The sequence below is a fragment of the Microbacterium protaetiae genome, assembly GCF_004135285.1.
Lineage (GTDB): Bacteria > Actinomycetota > Actinomycetes > Actinomycetales > Microbacteriaceae > Microbacterium > Microbacterium protaetiae.
Genome location: NZ_CP035494.1, coordinates 1,684,839 through 1,702,702, shown reverse-complemented (window position 1 = coordinate 1,702,702; position 17,864 = coordinate 1,684,839). Strand labels below are relative to the sequence as shown.

General features: G+C 69.3%; 14 protein-coding genes. 6 read left to right on the top strand and 8 right to left on the bottom strand.

The window, feature by feature from the left end; genetic code table 11:
* Positions 1-47 precede the first annotated feature (47 nt).
* On the top strand, positions 48-800 hold the full coding sequence (locus ET475_RS07925; protein WP_165310826.1) for a glycosyltransferase family 2 protein: 753 nt from the start codon (positions 48-50) through the stop codon (positions 798-800).
* Positions 801-1,000: 200 nt separating this feature from the next.
* Here the strand turns inward: ET475_RS07925 and ET475_RS07920 are convergent, their stop codons facing one another.
* The 4 genes from ET475_RS07920 to ET475_RS07905 form a co-directional block, all read right to left on the bottom strand.
* On the bottom strand, positions 1,001-1,903 hold the full coding sequence (locus ET475_RS07920; RefSeq protein WP_129388285.1) for an alpha/beta fold hydrolase: 903 nt from the start codon (positions 1,901-1,903) through the stop codon (positions 1,001-1,003).
* A 121-nt stretch (positions 1,904-2,024) separates the two neighbouring features.
* Positions 2,025-2,624: a TetR/AcrR family transcriptional regulator gene (locus ET475_RS07915; RefSeq protein ID WP_129388282.1), complete on the bottom strand. Its 600-nt coding sequence runs from the start codon at positions 2,622-2,624 to the stop codon at positions 2,025-2,027.
* Between the two features lie 67 nt (positions 2,625-2,691).
* Complete coding sequence (locus ET475_RS07910; protein WP_129388279.1) at positions 2,692-3,153, bottom strand: hotdog family protein; 462 nt, start codon at positions 3,151-3,153, stop codon at positions 2,692-2,694.
* 26 nt (positions 3,154-3,179) lie between these two features.
* Complete coding sequence (locus tag ET475_RS07905; protein ID WP_129388276.1) at positions 3,180-5,303, bottom strand: acetate--CoA ligase family protein; 2,124 nt, start codon at positions 5,301-5,303, stop codon at positions 3,180-3,182.
* Positions 5,304-5,471: 168 nt separating this feature from the next.
* On the opposite strand from ET475_RS07905, the gene ET475_RS07900 reads away from it, so the two are divergent.
* From ET475_RS07900 to ET475_RS07880, 5 genes are all read left to right on the top strand, one after another.
* Positions 5,472-6,416, top strand: coding sequence for an ABC transporter permease (locus tag ET475_RS07900; RefSeq protein ID WP_129388273.1), 945 nt, complete (start codon positions 5,472-5,474; stop codon positions 6,414-6,416).
* Positions 6,413-7,270 carry an ABC transporter permease gene (locus ET475_RS07895; RefSeq protein WP_129388270.1) on the top strand — a complete coding sequence of 286 codons (858 nt, stop codon included), beginning with the start codon at positions 6,413-6,415 and terminating at the stop codon, positions 7,268-7,270. The genes ET475_RS07900 and ET475_RS07895 overlap by 4 nt, the downstream gene beginning before the upstream one ends.
* A complete protein-coding gene (locus ET475_RS07890; RefSeq protein WP_129388267.1) occupies positions 7,267-8,100 on the top strand; it encodes an ABC transporter ATP-binding protein in 834 nt (277 codons plus the stop codon). Before ET475_RS07895 ends, ET475_RS07890 begins: the two co-directional genes overlap by 4 nt.
* Before the next feature lie 74 nt (positions 8,101-8,174).
* The gene (locus tag ET475_RS07885; protein ID WP_165310824.1) at positions 8,175-8,933 is read left to right on the top strand and encodes an ABC transporter ATP-binding protein; all 759 of its coding nucleotides are present in this window, start codon (positions 8,175-8,177) and stop codon (positions 8,931-8,933) included.
* Between the two features lie 67 nt (positions 8,934-9,000).
* The gene (locus ET475_RS07880) at positions 9,001-10,512 is read left to right on the top strand and encodes an ABC transporter substrate-binding protein (protein WP_165310822.1); all 1,512 of its coding nucleotides are present in this window, start codon (positions 9,001-9,003) and stop codon (positions 10,510-10,512) included.
* A 176-nt stretch (positions 10,513-10,688) separates the two neighbouring features.
* On the opposite strand, the gene ET475_RS07875 is transcribed toward ET475_RS07880, so the two are convergent.
* The 4 genes from ET475_RS07875 to ET475_RS07860 are packed head-to-tail and all read right to left on the bottom strand — an operon-like array spanning position 10,689 to position 17,753.
* Positions 10,689-11,366, bottom strand: a complete 678-nt coding sequence (locus tag ET475_RS07875; protein ID WP_129388258.1) for an ABC transporter ATP-binding protein — start codon at positions 11,364-11,366, stop codon at positions 10,689-10,691.
* A complete protein-coding gene (locus ET475_RS07870) occupies positions 11,363-12,379 on the bottom strand; it encodes an ABC transporter ATP-binding protein (protein WP_129388255.1) in 1,017 nt (338 codons plus the stop codon). Before ET475_RS07870 ends, ET475_RS07875 begins: the two co-directional genes overlap by 4 nt.
* A complete protein-coding gene (locus tag ET475_RS07865) occupies positions 12,376-15,069 on the bottom strand; it encodes an FtsX-like permease family protein (protein WP_129388253.1) in 2,694 nt (897 codons plus the stop codon). Before ET475_RS07865 ends, ET475_RS07870 begins: the two co-directional genes overlap by 4 nt.
* Positions 15,066-17,753: a hypothetical protein gene (locus tag ET475_RS07860; protein WP_129388250.1), complete on the bottom strand. Its 2,688-nt coding sequence runs from the start codon at positions 17,751-17,753 to the stop codon at positions 15,066-15,068. Before ET475_RS07860 ends, ET475_RS07865 begins: the two co-directional genes overlap by 4 nt.
* Positions 17,754-17,864 lie beyond the last annotated feature (111 nt).

Here is a 17,864-nt window from a genome sequence, read left to right as displayed (position 1 = left end):
GGCGCGTGCACGGCGACGACCCCGCGATGGTCGTAGGCTGGCCCTCGATGTGCACCGTGAGCGTCGTCATCCCGTCTTTCAACGACGCCGACATGCTTCGCCAATGCCTGCACGATCTGTCGCGGCAGACGCGCGCGCCCGACGAGATCATCGTTGTCGACAACGGGTCCACGGACGACACCTCCGACGTGGCCGCCGCCGCGGGCGTCCGGCTGATCTTCGAGCCGCGCCGTGGCGTGCTGCGCGCGACCGCCGCCGGGTTCGACGCCGCCACCGGCGAGGTGATCGGACGATTGGATGCCGACTCCCGGCCGGCCCCCGACTGGACAGCGCGAGTCGCGGCGCGGTTCGATGCCGACTCAGACCTGGTCGGGCTGACCTCGACCGGTGAGTTCTACGGGTGCGGGCGCTTCTGGCGGTTCGTGGGCCGGCATGTTTATCTGGCCGGATACTTCTGGTTCGTCGGTCTCATGGCTGGCCAGCAGCCCGTTTTCGGCTCGAACTTCGCGCTGCGCCGATCGGCGTGGCAACTCGTGCGCGGTCGCGTGCACCTCGACGACCCGCACGTGCACGACGATCTCGACATCACCTTCGCCCTCGAGGCCGATATGCGCGTGGAGTACGACGCGGCGCTGCGCGTGGGAGTCTCGGCCCGGCCGTTCGACAATGTCGCCGGCTTCAAGCGGCGGGCGTCGTGGGCGTTCCACAACATCGCGGTGTGCTGGAACGACGTGAGCTGGTGGGAGCGCCGGCGCCGAGCCCGCGCCGTGCGGCGGCGCCGAGCCCACGCGGCGAGGTGAGCGCGGCGAGCGCGGCGAGGTCGTTGAGCTCGCGTCGTTCCCGCGCCCGTTGAGAGTGAAGCCCAGCCCGCCCAGCGAGAGCGCTTCGGCTCGGTCGTCACGGACGACCCCCTTTTTTTCGCGACAACGGGCCATATGGGACGACTCAACGCGGGGAGCGGGCCCATGACCAGCGCGACGCAGCGCGCGGCATCCCGCGCTCAGTGCCCGACGTCGTCGAAGAGGCCCAGCATCGCGACGGCGAGCTGGTGCGGCGCGCTCTCGCATGGGCTGTGTCCGGCATCGAGCACGATCAGGTTCCCGCCCAGGCGTTCGGCGAAGTTCTGATGGGCCGCAAGCGGCCAGACGTCGTGCGAACCGGCGACGACGAGGATCGGGATACCAGCGGCAGAGACCGCGGGAGCGACATCGGGCGTGTGCTTCATAAGATCGAAGATGTCGATGACGCTGTCGACGCGCGTCTTCGCGAACCGGGCCGTGACGAACACGGCGCGGTCCTGCGGCGCGCGGTGCACGTTGTGCCGCAGCACCCAGACGAACAGGTGGCCGAGCGCGACGGGCGGCAGCATCACGCTGAACGGACCCAGCACCTTGAACGAGCGCAGCGCCTGCCCGACGGCGGGAGTGGTCGACAGCAGCGTCAGGCTGCGCACCAGTTCGGGGCGTGCGCCGGCGACAGCGGCGGCCACCGTGCCGGCGAACGAGTATCCCAGCACGTGGGCGGGCGGGCCGTCGGCCAGCAGCGCGGTCAGATCGTGTTCGAACAGCTCCATCGTGTAGCGCCCGCCCGGCGCTGGACCGGCGTCGCACGAGTCGTATTGGCCGGCCATATCGAACGACTCGACGCGGTACCCGGATGCTGCCAGTAGCGGCATGACACGCACGAAGTCCTCTTTCGACCCGGTCATTCCGGAGACGAGGACGACCCGGTCACCGCCCGCGGGCCCGAGGGTGATGCGCGCGAGCGGTCCGCTGGGGGCTGCGAACACGTCGCTCTCGGCGCCATCAGGCAGCGCGCTCCAGTCAATCGGGCCGAGCAGGGCGTCGTTCTCGGCGGCAACGCCCAGCCGCGCGCTCAGGTCATCATCGCTGCCGACGGTCACATCTGCATCCTTCCATCTCGAGCGCCATCGAGGCGGCTCGGCGGTGTGTCCACGTGCCCGTGCCCCTGCCTAATGCCCGGGGCGCCACATCCCCTAGACGACGAGTAGCGCGAAGCAGGCGTCACACGTCGAACGAACCCGACTCCTGTAAGCGCGTGAGGCCTGCGATGGCGACGTTGAGGATCGCCTCCTGCCGTTGCTGGGTCCAGTAATCGGGGTGCTCGACGGTCGACAGGGAGATTCCGTTGACGGTCGACCGACAGAAGTCGATCGCGATTTCCAGCCGGTCTTCCGGGATGAGCGGGAGCAGCACCGCGCGTAGCCGCGTGCGTGCAAAGCGTTCCATCTCGTCGGCGAACACCCGCGCACTTTCTTGATCGCGATCCGAGATCAGCGCCACCCTCCCACGCTCCTGCAGCCGAGCGGCCGCTGTAACGGGAATCATCGCGAGCAGCTCTATCCGTAACCGCTCCTCAGTCGTCTCCGTCAGCCGGTCGTTGGTCGCGATCGTTTGCTCGGCTCGCTGGACAAATAGCTCGATCGTGCCTCGCATCAGCTCTGCGCGGGTTGGATAGATATGCGTGACCTTCGTCACAGATCCCCCGAGCTCCTTCGCAACCGCTTGAATAGTCAGCCCCGACGGCCCCCCCTGAGCCAACACGTCGAAGGCAATCCGGGCGATGTCAGCCTTGCGCTTGGCAACATCGAGCGGTCTCGGCATCGTCCACTCTCCTCCGGTTATCGAGGGATCTTTTCACACCGTATCGGAGCCTCTCGTCGGCCGACGGTTACTGGCCGCGAGCCGGCAGCCAGTACACGAGCCATTCCGCGGTGAACGCGGGCCGTTCGCTGGCGCTGTGGTCGATGACGCAGTCGAAGGTGAGAACGTACCCGTCACCCTTTGGGCGGACGTCCTGCACCGTCAGGTTCAGCCGGATGCGGTCATTAGCAGTGACCGGGGTAATGAACCGCACGCGGTTGATCCCGTAGTTCCAGCCGGTCGTGGAATGCCCGTCCGTACGCAGGATTTGGTTGGTCAAGTGATCGAGCATACCCACGAGGTGGAAGCCCTCGATGAGCTGGTCGGGGTAGATAGACGGCACGAACGTACGGACGTTCTCATCAGTGTAGGTGGCGGTGTCGAACATCTCTCGACGGTCGTCGGCGACGCGGAACCATTCGCCCTGCAGGCGGGTACCGACGAGGTCAGGAATCTGGCCGAATTTGAGATCAGTGACGGCGGTGGACATGGACTTCTCCTTGCGTTGGGGATGGTTCAGGGAACAGTAACGGGGTGCTGCACGACCAGAAGCGCGTCCACGGCGTACACCTGGCCGTCGCCCGGCCGGATGAGCACCGGATTGAGGTCGAGCTCAGTGATCAGGCCCGCGAAGTCGCTCGCGAGCACGGACACACGATGAACAAGGTCGGCGAGCGGGTGGATGTCGGTCGCGGCGATGATCCCCCGATAACCAGCGAGCACGGTAGCCAGCCGGGTCTGTGCGATAAGTTCGCGCGCGTGGCCTGCGTCGAACGGCGCGAGGCTGCCGGCGACGTCGGCAAGCAATTCAACGAGGACGCCGCCGGAACCGACGATGACGTACGCGCCATGCGGCGATGTAGTGAAGCCAACGACGGCTTCCACCGTTGTGTCCACCTGCTCCTGCACTTCGACGGCGTCGACCTCGCCCGGGGCGATCGCCGACGCACGGTGCAGGATCAGGTCGACGGCCTCACGCAAGGTCGCGTCATCCTCGATCCCGGTGATGACGCAGCCGTGTTCGGTGCGATGCGCGATGGTTGGCGAGACCACTTTCGCGACGAGCGGGAACGAGAGAGCAGATCGGCGTCGGACGGCCTCCTCGCCGTCAGACGCGACGAAGCCCGCCGCCGTAGCTATGCCGTACGCGCTCAGGACACGGGCCGTTAGCTCGTACCCGATCGCGCCGGTGCATTCGGCCACCGCCTGCCGCAGCTCGGTCACCACCTCGGCAGTCGGAAGACCGCCGCGGTCGGGCGCGTGCGGTGCCTCGCGCCGATTCGCGGCAAGCGCTCGCACCGCAGCGAGCGCCGGTCCAAGCCCCCGCACGATGGCGACGGGCGCGGTGACTTCGCGTGCGAAGATCGGGTGCACGCTCATCGCCGAGGACGATGCCATGAGGATGGGCTTCTCGGTCTCGCGGTAAAGGGCGTTCACCGACTGCCATGAGCTACGCTCCACCTCAAGTTCGGCAAGGCTGAGCGTGTCCTGGGCGTCGCACACGACGACCACGACGTCGACAGTCTCGTCGTTCGCGAGAGCGCGCAGCGCATCCGGATACGAGCCGTGTCCAGTCCCGCCCCCGATGTCGACTGGCACCGCCGGCACACCACCCGGAATCGCCTCGTTCAAGCGTGACCGCGTGCTGTTGGTGAGCGGGGCAATAGCGACATCGTGCCGTGCTGCAAGATCGGCCAGCAGCGCTGACTGCCCGCCCGAGACGGTAGTCGCAGCGATGCGCGTGCCCCGTGCCGACCGCCGCGGGCGCGAGAAGACTTCGAGCACGGCAGCAAGCTCGTCATAGTCGTCCACAGTCGGAATGTCGAGGTCGCGGAACAGAGCCCGGTAACTGTCGTCGGGGGCTGCCAGTGCCCCGGTATGCGCTACAGTTGCTCGCTGCCCGGCCCGCGTGCGCCCCACCTTCAGCGCGACGAGCGGCTTGTCCGCTGCACGGGCGGCTGCGACGGCGGCGCGAAACCGGTCCGTGTCGACGACAGACTCGAGAACGAGACCGATCGCATCGGTGGCCTCGTCGTGCGCGAGCCATTCGATGTAGTCGGCAGACGTGAGTTGCCATTCGCTACCCGTCGAGATGAGCTTTGAGAACAGTCCATCGCGGGTGGAGCGCGGCACGAAGATCGCGGCCGACCCTGACTGCGCGACGAGTCCGACGTTGCCGCGGTGCAGGCGGGCAACCCCTGCATGCTGAATCCACAGCGCGACGTCGTCGGTCAGGTTGATGATGCCCATATTGTTGGGGCCGTGCACGACCATGTCGGACGTGCGCACGAAGGCGGCGAAGTCAGCCGCGGCCTCGGGGCTGAAGCCGCTAGAGGGGACGACAGCCGAGTTGCAACCACGCGCCTCAAGCGCACGCAGTGCCGGGACCACCACGGGCGCTGGCAGGCAGACGACGGCGGTGTCGAGGTCAGCGGGCAGCTGATCGATTCGCGCGACGACCGGAAATCCGTCGATGAGCGTCGCCGACGGATGGCAGAGATGGATGCTGCCGCCGAAATCCTTCTCGACGAGATTGGCGAGCACCTCGTTGCCCGCAGCGAATCGCTGCGCGGAGGTGCCAAGCAGTCCGATCGACTGCGGGCGCAGCATCCTGCTTACTTGCGCGGTTCGGAATGTCATCTTCGTGTCCCTCCTTCGGGGCCCGACGGGCTCGGTCACGACGCTTCAACTCGCGTGCTGAGATCCTCTTGCCACGTAGTGTATAGCTCGTTATATTACTTATCACACACAGCGAAGTGTCGAGTGGATTTCTCTGAAAGACCAGGGATCCGGGAAGGATCATGAGACATGACCATCTTGGGACGCGTGGGCCGGGGTCTGGTCCAGATGCTCGTGCTGATGCTCGGCTGCACGCTGCTCGTGTTCATCCTGCAGTCGCTGTCCGGACGGGATCCAGGACGGTCGATCCTCGGCATCTACGCGAGCCAGGAGGCCGTCGACGCCCTCAACGAACAGCTCGGCGCGAACCAGCCGGCGCTCGTTCAATACATCCGTTTCCTCGGCGACATCCTGCGTGGCGACTTCGGAATCTCCTACTACAGCGCATCCCCCGTCGCGGATCTCATCGGACCGCGGGTGCTGGCCACTGGGATGCTGCTCCTGATGGGCTTCGTCTTCGCATTCGCGATCTCTCTGCCACTCTCGATGGTCGCGGCGCGGCGGCCGGGCGGCATCGCCGACGGTTTCGTGCGCTCCTTCACGATCGCCGGCACCGTGATGCCCGCCTTCTGGCTGGGCATCCTGCTGATCCTCGTGATTGCACTGCCGACTGGCCTCTTCCCCGTCGGCGGCTACGGCGACACCTTCGCCGAACATCTGCGAGGCCTGGTGCTGCCCGCACTCACGCTCGGAATCGGGCTCGCGCCCGTGCAGATCCGCACCCTGCGCACCGCTTGGATCCGCTCGATGGACTCACCCTACGTCGAGGCAGCACGCTCGCGCGGCGTCGGGCAGAGCCGGCTCATGGTCACGCACGCGCTGCCGAACAGCGTGACGCCGCTCATCTCGATCGTCGCGGTGCAGATCGGCTGGTCCATCTTCTCCGCGGTGATCGTAGAGAACACGTTCCGGATCCCGGGCCTGGGCCAGGGACTGGTCCTCGCCGCGAACCAGTCCGACTTCCCGGTCGTGAACGCGACGACCCTCGTGCTCGCCTTCACGGTCGTATTCGTGAGCTTCACCACCGATTGGATCTCGATGCTGTTCAACCCTCGACTTAGGAGCACTCGATGAGCGCCGCTGCCACGGCTCCTTCGACGACCACGATCGCCCTGCAACGACGAGATCGCGAACACGCCCGGCCGATCTCGTGGATTGGGCTGGCAATCGTGGCCGCCTTCGTCCTGCTCGCCGTCGTCGGCCCGCTCATCGCCCCGGCCGACCCGCTCGCGCAGGACCTCGTGCAACGACTCCAGAGGCCGTCGACGGCGCACCTGCTGGGCACTGACGCGCTGGGGCGGGATGTCGCCTCCCGAGTGATCTACGCGACACGCGTCGATCTTCCGCTCGGGCTGGCCGCGGCATCCATCTCCGCTGCCGTCGGCATAGTACTGGGAGCCGCAGGCGGCTTCATCGGGCACTGGGTCGACCTCGTACTGATGCGCCTTGGCGACCTGGTCATGGCTTTCCCCACGTATGTGCTTGTGATCGCATTGATTACCATCATGGGAGCCGGCATCCCGGCCATCCTCGTCTCCTTCGCGCTGCTCGGGTGGGTCCCGTATGCGCGCGTGCTGCGCTCCGAGATACGGCGGGTGGCGCAAGAGGAGTACATTGCAGCCGCGAACCTAGCCGGCATTCCGTCGCTGCGCGTACTCGCCGTTCACGTGTTGCCAAATGCGATCCGGCCGATCATCTCTTACTACGTTCTAGACATCATGATGGCGATCCTCACGCTCGCGTCGCTGTCGTATCTCGGGCTCGGCGTGCAACCGCCGACACCGGAATGGGGCAGTATGGTCGCCGAGGGGCAGCCGTATCTGCAGACACACTGGTGGCTGACGGCCGCTCCCGGCCTCACGATCGCCGCCCTCGGGCTCGGTTTCATCCTCATCGGTGAGTCGATCGAGAGGCGGTTGCGCGCATGACCTCGGCACGCGATCCGCTACTGACGCTCGAGCACATCACGGTAAGACTCGACGGCACCACCGACACCGCCCTCGTCGACGGCGTCTCGCTTGAACTCGAGCGCGGCAGCTGCCTTGGGCTGGTCGGCGAGTCGGGCTCCGGCAAATCTCTGCTGCTGCGCAGCATCGTCGGACTCATCCCGCGGCCGCTCCGACTCTCGGGGCAGCTCCACTGGTCTCGCGCGAGAGATGGGCTGCAGCAACCGCTCTCTCCACGAGCGGCACGCGGTCGCGACATCAGCATGATCTTCCAAGAGCCGATGCGCTCGCTAAACCCGATGCGGCGGATCTCCTGGACCCTCGCCGAGCCGTTGCGGATGCACGCCGGGCTGCGCGGGGCGGCGCTGCGCGAGCGCATCATCTCTCTGCTCGAGGACGTCGGCATCAGCGATCCGCACCGCATCGCGCGTTCGTATCCACATGAGTTGTCAGGCGGTCTGCAACAGCGGGTGATGATCGCCGCCGCACTGTCCACCGATCCCGCGCTCCTGCTATGCGACGAGCCGACCACGGCGCTGGATGTCACGACCCAGGCGACAATCCTCGATCTGCTGCGCAGCTTGCAGTCGACGCGCGGGCTCTCCCTCGTGTTCGTCTCACACGACCTCGCCGTCGTTTCAGAGGTCGCCGATACGGTCGCCGTCATGTATTCGGGTCGGATCGTCGAGGTCGGCCCAACAGCGGCAGTGATACAGGACCCGCAGCACTCCTACACCAAAATGCTCGTCGACTCGGTTCCAGCACGACTGAAGCCGAGTCATACGGACGCCCACGAACGGACAAGGGCATGACCGAACTTCTGCGCGTCGAACAGCTCGCAATCACATACGGACGGCCGCGTCGCCGCCGCACCGTTGCGCCCACTGTGTCGGGCGTCGGCTTCGCCTTGGAAGCCGGCTCGGCGATCGGTATCGTCGGCGAATCGGGCAGCGGTAAGTCCACGTGCGCTCGAGCCATCGCGGGCCTACTCCCCCACGCCGGTCGGATCGAGCTCGATGGCGTCCAGCTTCCGAGCCCGCGGCCTCCGGCGGTGCGTCGGCAGATCCAGATGGTGTTTCAGGACCCAACGTCTTCACTGAATCCCTCAATCCGGTGTGATCGTGCGCTGATGCAGGTGCTGCCGCGCCGTTTCGGCGACGCAGCTCATCGCCGGCAGCGCGCACACGAACTGCTTGAGCAAGTCCGGTTGCCGTCACGCCTGTTCACGAGTTGGCCATCGGAGCTGTCTGGCGGTCAGCGCCAGAGGGTCGCGATCGCGCGAGCCCTCGGTGCCGAGCCGAGGGTATTGATCACGGACGAGGCCACGTCCGCACTCGACGCGTCGGTGCAGGCCACAATCCTCGAGCTGATCAACAGCTTGCGGGTGTCCACCGGGGTAGGCGTCATCTTCATCTCCCACGACCTCACCGTCGTTCGCGCGACGTGCGACCAGGTCGTGGTCATGAAAGACGGGCGAGTCGCGGAGCAGGGGCCCGTGACGGACGTCTACGACCGCCCGCGAGACTCCTACACGCGCACCCTCATCGACGCAGTGCCCTCGGTCGATTCCGCGCTCGCGAGGCGGCACGACGCCACCGCCTCGCAGCATCGCCACTGGGTGCGCCCGGAAGGCGCGTTGCCGTGACCATCTGTCTTTACCCGCAAGAGACCCTGAATCGAAAGGAATTAGCATGAAGAAGTCACTGCGCTCCGTGCTGGCCATCGTCGTCACCGCTGGCATGTTCGCGATCGCGGCGTGTTCGCCGTCGTCGCCTGGGGACGAGAAGACGCCCGTCTCGGGCGGAACGCTCAACATCGGTGTCACCGCAGACATCGTGGAGACGATTCCGTCTGCCAGTGCTCAGCAGAACACCACCGCCATCCTGGCCAACATGTACGACACGCTTGTCGCGGCACCGAAGTCTGGGACCGAACCGGAGCCAGCGCTAGCCACCGAGTGGACGGTGTCGGATGACGGCCTCACCTACGATTTCACGGTGCGCGACGGAGTCGACTTCCACGACGGAACCCCGCTCACTGCGAAGGACATCGTATGGTCGATCGAATACGCGATGAAGGACCCGAACCAGGCCAGCTCCCTGGCCAACATCGCGGGACTTACCGCCGACGACGATACTCACGTGACCATGAAGATGTCCAAACCACAGCCCGACATCCTGGTGGCGCTCGAAGATCCGAATATGTCGATCATTCCGGCGGACTTCGGCGGACGCAGTATCGATGAATTCCGTGCTGCTCCAATCGGATCCGGCCCATTCTCGTTCACCGGCCGCACCGTCGGGACCGACATCGAGTTCGCACGGTTCGGCAAGTACTGGGGGGACGTCCCTCTCGTTGACACCCTGCACTTCAAAGTTTTCCCCGACGTGAACGCACTGTCGGTCGCCCTGCAGTCCGGTGATATCGACATCGTGAGCAATGTCTCTCTGGACTCCGTTGCGCTGATGGACGGCAAGGTCGTCACATCGGCGCCGCAGTTGGTTGAGATGCTACAGATCAACTCGAACACGCCGGCACTGCAAGACGCCAAGCTGCGGCGCGCGCTGTCGATGAGCATCGATCGCGACCAGATCGTGAAGAGCCTGCTCAGCGGATACGGCGAGCCCGCTACCACCCTGCTGAGCGTAAGCTCGTTCCCGAAGGGAGCGCCGAATATCCAAGACAGCCCCTACATCTTCGACGAGGCGAAGGCTGCCGCGCTAGTCGCAGAATCAGGGTACACCGGCACGCCGCTCCGGTTGATCTACTCTACCGGCATTCCGAGCGATGTCTCCCTCGCCGCCGCACTGCAGGCCGAATGGAAGAAGGCCGGGATCACGATCGAACTCAAGCCCCTCGAATCCGGCGAATGGCTGAAGGCGGTCACAGCCACGCCGCCGCACGATAACTTCGACCTGTCGATAAGCCGTGCAGGGGGAGCATCCCCTACTCCGCAACTTGGGTTCGTCATCGACTCGCAGTACTTCGGCGGGGGTTGGGACGTAAGTACCGTGAAGCAGACGCTCGGCGACTATTCGGACGCGCGCGACCCGGCCACCCAGCAGAAGGTGCTCGCCAACTACGAGCAGAACCTATCGCAGACGCTTGAAGCGGTGACCATCGCCTATTTCGGGATCGTCTCTGTTATCAGCGACAAAGTGCAGGGTTTCGAACCGCGGGTCTCCGAGTTCTTCCCGCTGAACACCGTGTCCCTGACTTCCTGAGCCCGAACTCGAACGCCGAACGGGGTTCCCGATCGCCGAGGGGACGTTTCTCATGCCTGTTCGGCTCGCAGGACGATCCGCGCAGACAGCCGCGACACGCCGTGCGACACGCCCGGGATCACAAAAACATCCTGCGAGCCGAACGCCTGCAGCAGCCGGTGGGCCCCAAAACGCCCTCAGCCCGCCGCAACCACCGCCCGCAGGCGCCCGTCGTGCAGCTCAAGCACCCTGTCGGCGCGCGCGAGCATGGCCGTGTCGTGGGTGGCGACCACCGCCGCCGTCCCACGCTCATGCACAAGCCGCGCTATCAGCGCCATGATCTGCGCGCCGGTCTCCGAGTCGAGCTGTCCGGTCGGCTCATCGGCCAGCAGCACGGCCGGTTCGACCACCAACGCCCGGGCGATGGCGACGCGCTGCTGCTGCCCTCCCGAGAGCTCACCCGGCCGCTGCGCGGCATGGTCGGCCAGTCCCACTGCGGCCAGCGCCTCGGCCACGCGCCGCGCCCGCTCGACAGGATCTGCCCGCCGGATGCGCAGCGGAACCTCGACGTTCTCAGCGGCCGAGAGAATCGGCACCAGCCCGAACCCTTGAAAGACGCTCGCGACGCGGGTACCGAGCAGGGCCGATCCCTCGGGGCCATAGAGGTCAATGCCCTCGATCTCGACGCGTCCCGAGGTGGGCGCGTCGAGCCCGCCGAGCATGGTCAGCAGGGTGGTCTTGCCGGCGCCCGACCTTCCGCGGATCGCGACGAGTTCACCCGGCGCGACGTCGAGGTCGATCGCGTTGACCGCCGTCAGGTCTCCGGCCGGCGTGCGGAAGACCCGCGTCAGCTCGGTGGCGCGCAGCGCGGTCATGACTTCTCCTCGTCGTCAGAGTCGGGGGTGGATGCCGCGGCCGGCGATGCCGCGGCGGTCTCGGGCGGGTCTTCGCCTGCCCCTTCATCGCCCGCGCGTTTCGACTCGTCGCCGCGCTCCTCGCTCAATGACCTCGCATCCCCCTGCCCCGAGCGCACCTCGATGCGGTCGGGTTCAAGCGACAGCCGCACCCGGTCGCGCAGCTCGAGCGCGTCGACGTACTCGGCGGGCAGCTGCATGCGCCCGGCCCGGTCGAGCACCGCATACTCCGCAGCCAACCGCACGCGGCGCCCGCTGGAGTCGGTGTGTGTGGTGCGCAAGGTCTCGGTCGCGGTGCGTCCGTCGCGAATGCGCACGGTGCGATCCACGTGTTCAGCCACGGTCGCATCGTGCGTCACGATCAGCGTGGTCACACCGTGCTCGCGGTTGACCTGCTCCATGGCGGCGAGAACCTCGGCGCTGGTGGCCTCGTCGAGCTCGCCGGTGGGCTCGTCGGCCAGCAGCACCTGCGGCTCGTTGGCCAGCGCGACGGCGATGGCCACGCGCTGCTGCTGGCCTCCGGAGAGCTGTTCGGGGCGCTGGTCGGCGACATCGGCGACGCCGAGCTGGGCGAGCAGCGCTTCGACGCGAGCGCCGCGCTCCCGCCGCGCGGCGACGCCGGCCACCGCCTGCGCCATCGCGACGTTCTCACGCCCCGACAGATACGGCAGCAGATTGCGCCCGGACTGCTGCCAGACGAAGCCCACACACCGTCGCCGGTAATCCAACCGCTCGCGTGCGCGCATGGCGACAAGGTCGTGTCCGGCCACGCGGGCCCTTCCGGCGCTGGGGGCGTCCGAGCCAGACAGGATGTTCAGCAGCGTCGATTTGCCCGACCCCGATGCGCCGATCAGCGCCACCATCTCGCCACGCTGCACGACCAGGTCAAGCCCCTGCAGCGCCTGCACCTCCACACCCTGCGCGGTGTAGATGCGCACGAGTCCTTCGCACACGATGTCGTCGTCGTCGCTCATGTCTCGATCTCCTCATCGATCCGCCGCAGCGCAATGATCCCCGTCATGCGCGCTGCCACGGCGGCGGCCACCGCCACGGCGAGCGCCGCGATCAGCAGATAGGCGCCCGCCGTCGCCCAGAGCAGCCACGCCGGCACCGTCAGCGGAGGGGCAGCCCCGCCGCCGACGAACCGCCCGAGATCGACCGCCGGCAGCAGCAGCGGCGGCAGCGCGCACCCCGCCGCGATCCCCACCGGCAGCGCGAGCAGCAACGGCGGCGCGACCTCCCACGCGACCAACGGCAGCTCGCGACCACGCGGATACCCCATCGCGGCCATGAGCCCCAGCATCCGCCCCCGCGCGGGCGCGCCGCGCAGCAGAGTCATCGCGGTTGCGAGCACGAGAAGCAGCGTCACCACGATCAGGGCGACCACGAGCGAGACGCGCACCGCACGCACCGAGGGGTCGGCGGCGATCCCGGCTGACAACTGCGCGGGAATGACAGCGCGTGCGCCCGTGCCGGCGATGTCGAGGGCGGATGCCGCGACCCGGTGCGCGGCTGCCGGGTCGGCCAGATCCAGCAGAACCGCCGATGTGGTCGGCTGCGGGCCCAGCAGTCGCTGCGCGTTCTCACGGCTGACGACGATCCAGCGCGCGGCCGGCGCGAACGCCGCAGTCTCGGCGGTGGCTGCCACGTGCACGTCGATGCCGTGGATCGTCAGGGTCCCGTCACGCAGGTCGTCGGCAAGCCCGGTCGCTGCCACCGCGAAGACCTCGTCGGTGTCGCTGAGGGCCTCGGGCAGTGGCAGCGCATCGGTCACGCCCCGTTGCACCGCGGCGAGCTCGACGGGGTCGACGGCAAGCACGGTGACCGTCAGCCACTTGCCCTTCGAGTCGGCCGGCAGCTGCGCGTCAGCATAGACCGGGGCTGCGGCATCCACCCCGTTCAGCGCCCGCAGCGCGGCGATCTGCGCCTCGTCGAAGGCCGGGGCGGTGATGCGCAGATCGGCGCCGGTGCGTGCGCGGGCCGACGCGTCGATGCCGGCGGTGATCGTCGCGGTGGCCACCCCCGAGAAGACCGCGGTGGCCACGCACACCAGCGAGGCCAGCACGGCGGCCAGCGGCAGGGTCCGACCCCGGCGTGCGCGGGCCGGTCCGACGAGCGCCATCACTCCGCGTCCGCGCGCGGTGAGGGCCTCGACGCCGGTGAGCACGGGTAGGATCACGCGCAGCACCACCACGCAGCCGATCGCGAACACGGCCAGCGGCACGGCAACGGCCATCGGGGTCGGTCCGGCACCCGGTGCACGCACGAGCGCGAGCACGATGACCGCGGCCGCTATCGCGACGACGGCCGCCTCGACCAGCAGCCGGCGGCGGCGGGTGGGTCGATCGGCCACGCCGAGGTCGGTGCGTGCCGTGCGCGCGGCGGCGTGCAGCGCCGCGACCGGCACCGCGACGGCCGGGGTGAGCGTCACCAGCACCGGCACGAGAGTGGATGCCGCGCCCGCCCAGCCCACGACGGCTCCGGCGACGGCGGCGCCGACGAGGGCGCCCAGGCCTCCCAGCACCAGGCCCTCGACCGCCAGCAGCCCCGCCAGAAGCCGCACCGAACCACCCCTCGAGCGCGCGAGGCGCACCGATCCGACCCGGCGGGATGCCAGCATCCGCCCCGCCATCGCCACCGCGACCACGGCCACCGCCAGGGGACCGACCGCGGCCAGGGTCGCCACGGCCGCCATCGCGTCGCCGCGCGCGGCGCCCTCGACGAGCACCTCGGGCGCCGAGCTGCGAAAAGTCAGGCCCGGTTCGTAGACGCTGCCCAGTCGCACCGAGAACTGCTGCGGGCGGGCCGCGAAGCCGCGCAGCTGCGTGCCGATCTCGGTGGCCTGCGCGCCGGTGATGCGGCCGATGCGCAGCGGCATCCATACCGTCGTCGACGACTGGTCGACCCACACGCCGAGCTGCGTCAGCATGGCCGGGTCCGCATACGCCGTGGCCAGATGCACGGGATCGGCGGCGCCGAGCTGATCGGCCGAGGGATGCAGGCCGGTGGGCCGCTGCGCCCAGGCCTCGTCGTCGGGGTCGACCGCGTCGTACACCCCGACGAGTTCGGCGGTCATGCCCACGTCGGCGAAGCCGAGCGAACGTCGCTGGCCCAGCGGCCACGCTAGCACCGCCGAAGCCTCTTCAGAGAGTGCGACCTCGACCACCGGGTCGGCCGCGGTCTCGATGCTCGTCGCCGCGGGCAGTCGCCCCTGCACGATCCGGACCCGGTCGGCGAATCCCGGATCGAGAGCGACCTCGACCCGATTCGACGGCGCTGGCGATTCGTCGAGCGGCGTCGAGGTCTGTCCGTCGAGCACGACGAACACCTCGGGGTCGCCGACGGCCGAACGCAGCGGTTCGGGCAGATCGCGGTGGATGGCAGCGACGGTGTCGTGGGGCAATGCCCAAGGGTCGGCTCCCGAGCTCGAATCGGGGGATGCCGCCCCCTGCAGGGTGGCGACAAGATCGAACGACGCACGGGGAAGGGCGCCCAACGCCGCACGCACGGTCGCGGTGCGCGCGTCGTCGAGCAGCGCCGGCACGGCGGATCCGGCACCGGCGATGACGGCGGCGAGCACCACGACGATGAGCGAGACGACCGGGCTGGTCGCCGCCGCGCGGAGGGCGAGCCGGATGCCGGGGGCCGCCCGGCGCCGGCTCACGAGACGCCGCCGATCATCAGGGCGCCGGTCAGCGCCGGGCCCAGCCACAGCGCGATGGCCACGCCGGCGGCGGCCCCCAGCACGAGCGCGAACACCGCCGTGGCGCTCAGCTCGACGGCGGCAGCACCGCGCTGCCGGGCAGGCGTGACGCCGAACGCGCGCAGCGGCATCTCCTCGTCGTGCCGGGCGCGCACGACCCCGGCCGCGACGGCCGCAAACGCCGCGGCGGCCAGCACGGCGACCACGCCGATCCCCACGGCCACCAGTGTCAGGACGGGGTCGATCACGGCGGCGGTGCCGATCGAAGCAGCGGTGATGATCTGCACGGGGCGCGGGGCGACCGCCCGCAGGGCGGCCGAGAGAGCGGGCACGTCGCCGCCGTTTGCCCACAGCTCTGCGGCGGCGGGGACCGAACCGCCCTGGGCGAGCGCACGTGCGACGAGTCCGATCAGGTCCACCGCCGCCCCGGCCCCCCTGCCGACCCCGGGCAGCCCGGCGCGTACGGCGGCCACCTTGCCGTCCAGCGGACGTGCGACGGTCCCCAGCTTCAGGGCTATCGGGTCGCCCACCCGCAGGGCGAGCTGGGCGGCCAACCCCGCGGTGACCACGACCGGCAGCGGCTCGTCGGCGTGATCGACCGTCATCGCCCGCGCCTGCGGTGTCTGCGGCGTCACGGTGACAGAGGCGGGGATGCCGCGCTCGGTTCCACCGCTGCGCACGCCGATCTGCACACTCGCGCCGGGGGCGGCATCCCCACCCAGCACCTCGACGCCGGCCAGCGTGTCGCCATCGCGCACCGTCACCGAGAGGGAATGCCGGGCGCCGTCGAGCGGCACTGTTCCCGCGCTCACCCGCCGCGCCGCACCCGATGCGTCGATGAGCCAGGCGCGCACCGTGATGCGCGTGCTCGGATGCACTGACGCGTCGGTGCCGGTGGCGGCGATGCGCAGCTCAAGATCGCCGTCGAGTGCCAGCGGGGTGGCACCGCCCAGGTGCGATGCCGGTATGTCGAGCGGCGTCGCGAGCCGATCGGGCGCGAGCGCCACGAGCTGGGCCGGCGTCTGGCCGACAGTGACCGCGGAGCGGAATCCGGCGAACACGTCGGCGTCGTCCACCTTCACCGCGTCGGGGGCGAGTGCCGCGCTCGTGTCGTCGACGATCGGCGACACGTCATACACCGCCCGCACGTCGGCGCCGACGACCTGGGCGACCTCGGCATGCACCGCGTCGCGGGCCCGCACCGCCGTGACGGCCGCGAACGCCACGGCGCCGGCGGCCAGGGCCAGGCTGAGCACCCCCGCGACCACGACCGACGACTGCCGCGCGATGCGCCGCACTGCCAGCACGGTCGCCAGGCTGCGCATGCGACGCACCGCGCGCTCGCCCAAAGCCGCCGCGGGGCCGGCCAGCAGCGCCACGACGAGGGCCGCGAGGACGATGGCGAGCCCGGGAGCCGCGGCGGCCGCGGCATCCGCCCCGCCCTGGCTCGTCAGTCCCGAGCTCAACAGCTGCCACACCGCCAGCCCGCAGGCGACTGCCACGAAGACGGCGGCAGCTGCCAGCGCGGCCAGGCTGCGGCGGCTGACGTCGCCGCGCGCCTCGGGCGCCGCCGTCGCCGACGCGGCCACGACCGCCGTGACCAGCACCAGCGCGCCCGCGCACACCGCGCCGGCGACCGCCACGGCCGGCCCGGGCGCACTGCCGGCGAGAACGGCCAGCCCGGCGGCCACGACAGTGGCCGCCGCCAGCACGACGGCCGTCGCTCCCGCCGTCTCGGTGACGATCGCCGCGGTTGAAGCACCGCGGGCGCGCAGCAGATGCATGTCGCTCGCGAGGGCGCGGCCGAGGGTGCGGGCCAGGATGCCGATGACCAGAGCGCCCATCGCCAGCAGAAGGGCGACCGGCACAGCGATGATGCCGCGGCCGACCGCGGCGGCAGCGGCAGCGCGCGACAGAGTCTGATCCCATCCGCCGCTGCTGCGGATTCCCAGTCCGGCGTCGAGGTCGTCGAGCGAGGCACTCAACCGCTGCAGCCCGGCCCGATAGCCGGCGATGGCGTCGGCGGTGACCGGTTGCGCGGCGCTGACCGTCCAGCGTGCGCGCACGCCTGAGCCGTGGGCGAGCACGAACGACTCGGCGGCAAGGATCGGGCCGGCAGCGCCCGCGGCGGTTCCCGAGGCGACGGCGGGCTGGCCCGCCCATGCCACGGCCGCGGCATCCCTCGCCCGCCAGGTGCCGGTCGTCGACACCGGTGTGCCGTCGATGACCGTGGGTGTCAGGGTCGGAGCCGAGGCCGCCACCGCGATCTGCGCGGCTCCGGCGGGCCAGGCACCCGCGGTCAGGGTTGCCACCGTGCGGATGTCGGGGTCGGCCAACAGCTGCACCTCGCCGTCGTCGCTGGGCGCCGACGCCCATATGGTGCGCCGCGCTGTGGCCGGCGCGCCCGCGAAGGCCGTGTGGATGGCGGCGGTGATCTCATCGTCGACCGTGCCGGCCGGGGCGTCGATGACGATGCTGCGCTGGGTGGGATCCGCATCGGACACGATGCGCGCGGTACCGCTGTCGATCGCACTGTCGGCGATGGCGGAGGTGGCCGCCAAGACGCCGCCGAGCACCGCAGCGACAGCACCGATGATCGCGAACTGACCGGCATGCTGAGCTGCGCGGCGTGCGGCGAGCAGCATGCAGGTCCTCCGTCGGGTGCGTCCGACCAGATTAGTCGGCGCGCGGCGCGGCGGCCAGGGATGCGGGGTGCGGTGGGGTGGGGCGGGTTCGGCGGCCGGGTGGGGCGGGTT

What these genes read in the sequence shown, in the direction of transcription:
- ET475_RS07925 (WP_165310826.1), top strand. Translation starts at nt 48, where the DNA reads ATGTGCACCGTGAGCGTCGTCATCCCGTCTTTCAACGACGCCGACATG.
- ET475_RS07915 (WP_129388282.1), bottom strand. Translation starts at nt 2,624, where the DNA reads ATGCCGAGACCGCTCGATGTTGCCAAGCGCAAGGCTGACATCGCCCGG.
- ET475_RS07910 (WP_129388279.1), bottom strand. Translation starts at nt 3,153, where the DNA reads ATGTCCACCGCCGTCACTGATCTCAAATTCGGCCAGATTCCTGACCTC.
- ET475_RS07905 (WP_129388276.1), bottom strand. Translation starts at nt 5,303, where the DNA reads ATGACATTCCGAACCGCGCAAGTAAGCAGGATGCTGCGCCCGCAGTCG.
- ET475_RS07900 (WP_129388273.1), top strand. Translation starts at nt 5,472, where the DNA reads ATGACCATCTTGGGACGCGTGGGCCGGGGTCTGGTCCAGATGCTCGTG.
- ET475_RS07895 (WP_129388270.1), top strand. Translation starts at nt 6,413, where the DNA reads ATGAGCGCCGCTGCCACGGCTCCTTCGACGACCACGATCGCCCTGCAA.
- ET475_RS07890 (WP_129388267.1), top strand. Translation starts at nt 7,267, where the DNA reads ATGACCTCGGCACGCGATCCGCTACTGACGCTCGAGCACATCACGGTA.
- ET475_RS07875 (WP_129388258.1), bottom strand. Translation starts at nt 11,366, where the DNA reads ATGACCGCGCTGCGCGCCACCGAGCTGACGCGGGTCTTCCGCACGCCG.
- ET475_RS07870 (WP_129388255.1), bottom strand. Translation starts at nt 12,379, where the DNA reads ATGAGCGACGACGACGACATCGTGTGCGAAGGACTCGTGCGCATCTAC.
- ET475_RS07860 (WP_129388250.1), bottom strand. Translation starts at nt 17,753, where the DNA reads ATGCTGCTCGCCGCACGCCGCGCAGCTCAGCATGCCGGTCAGTTCGCG.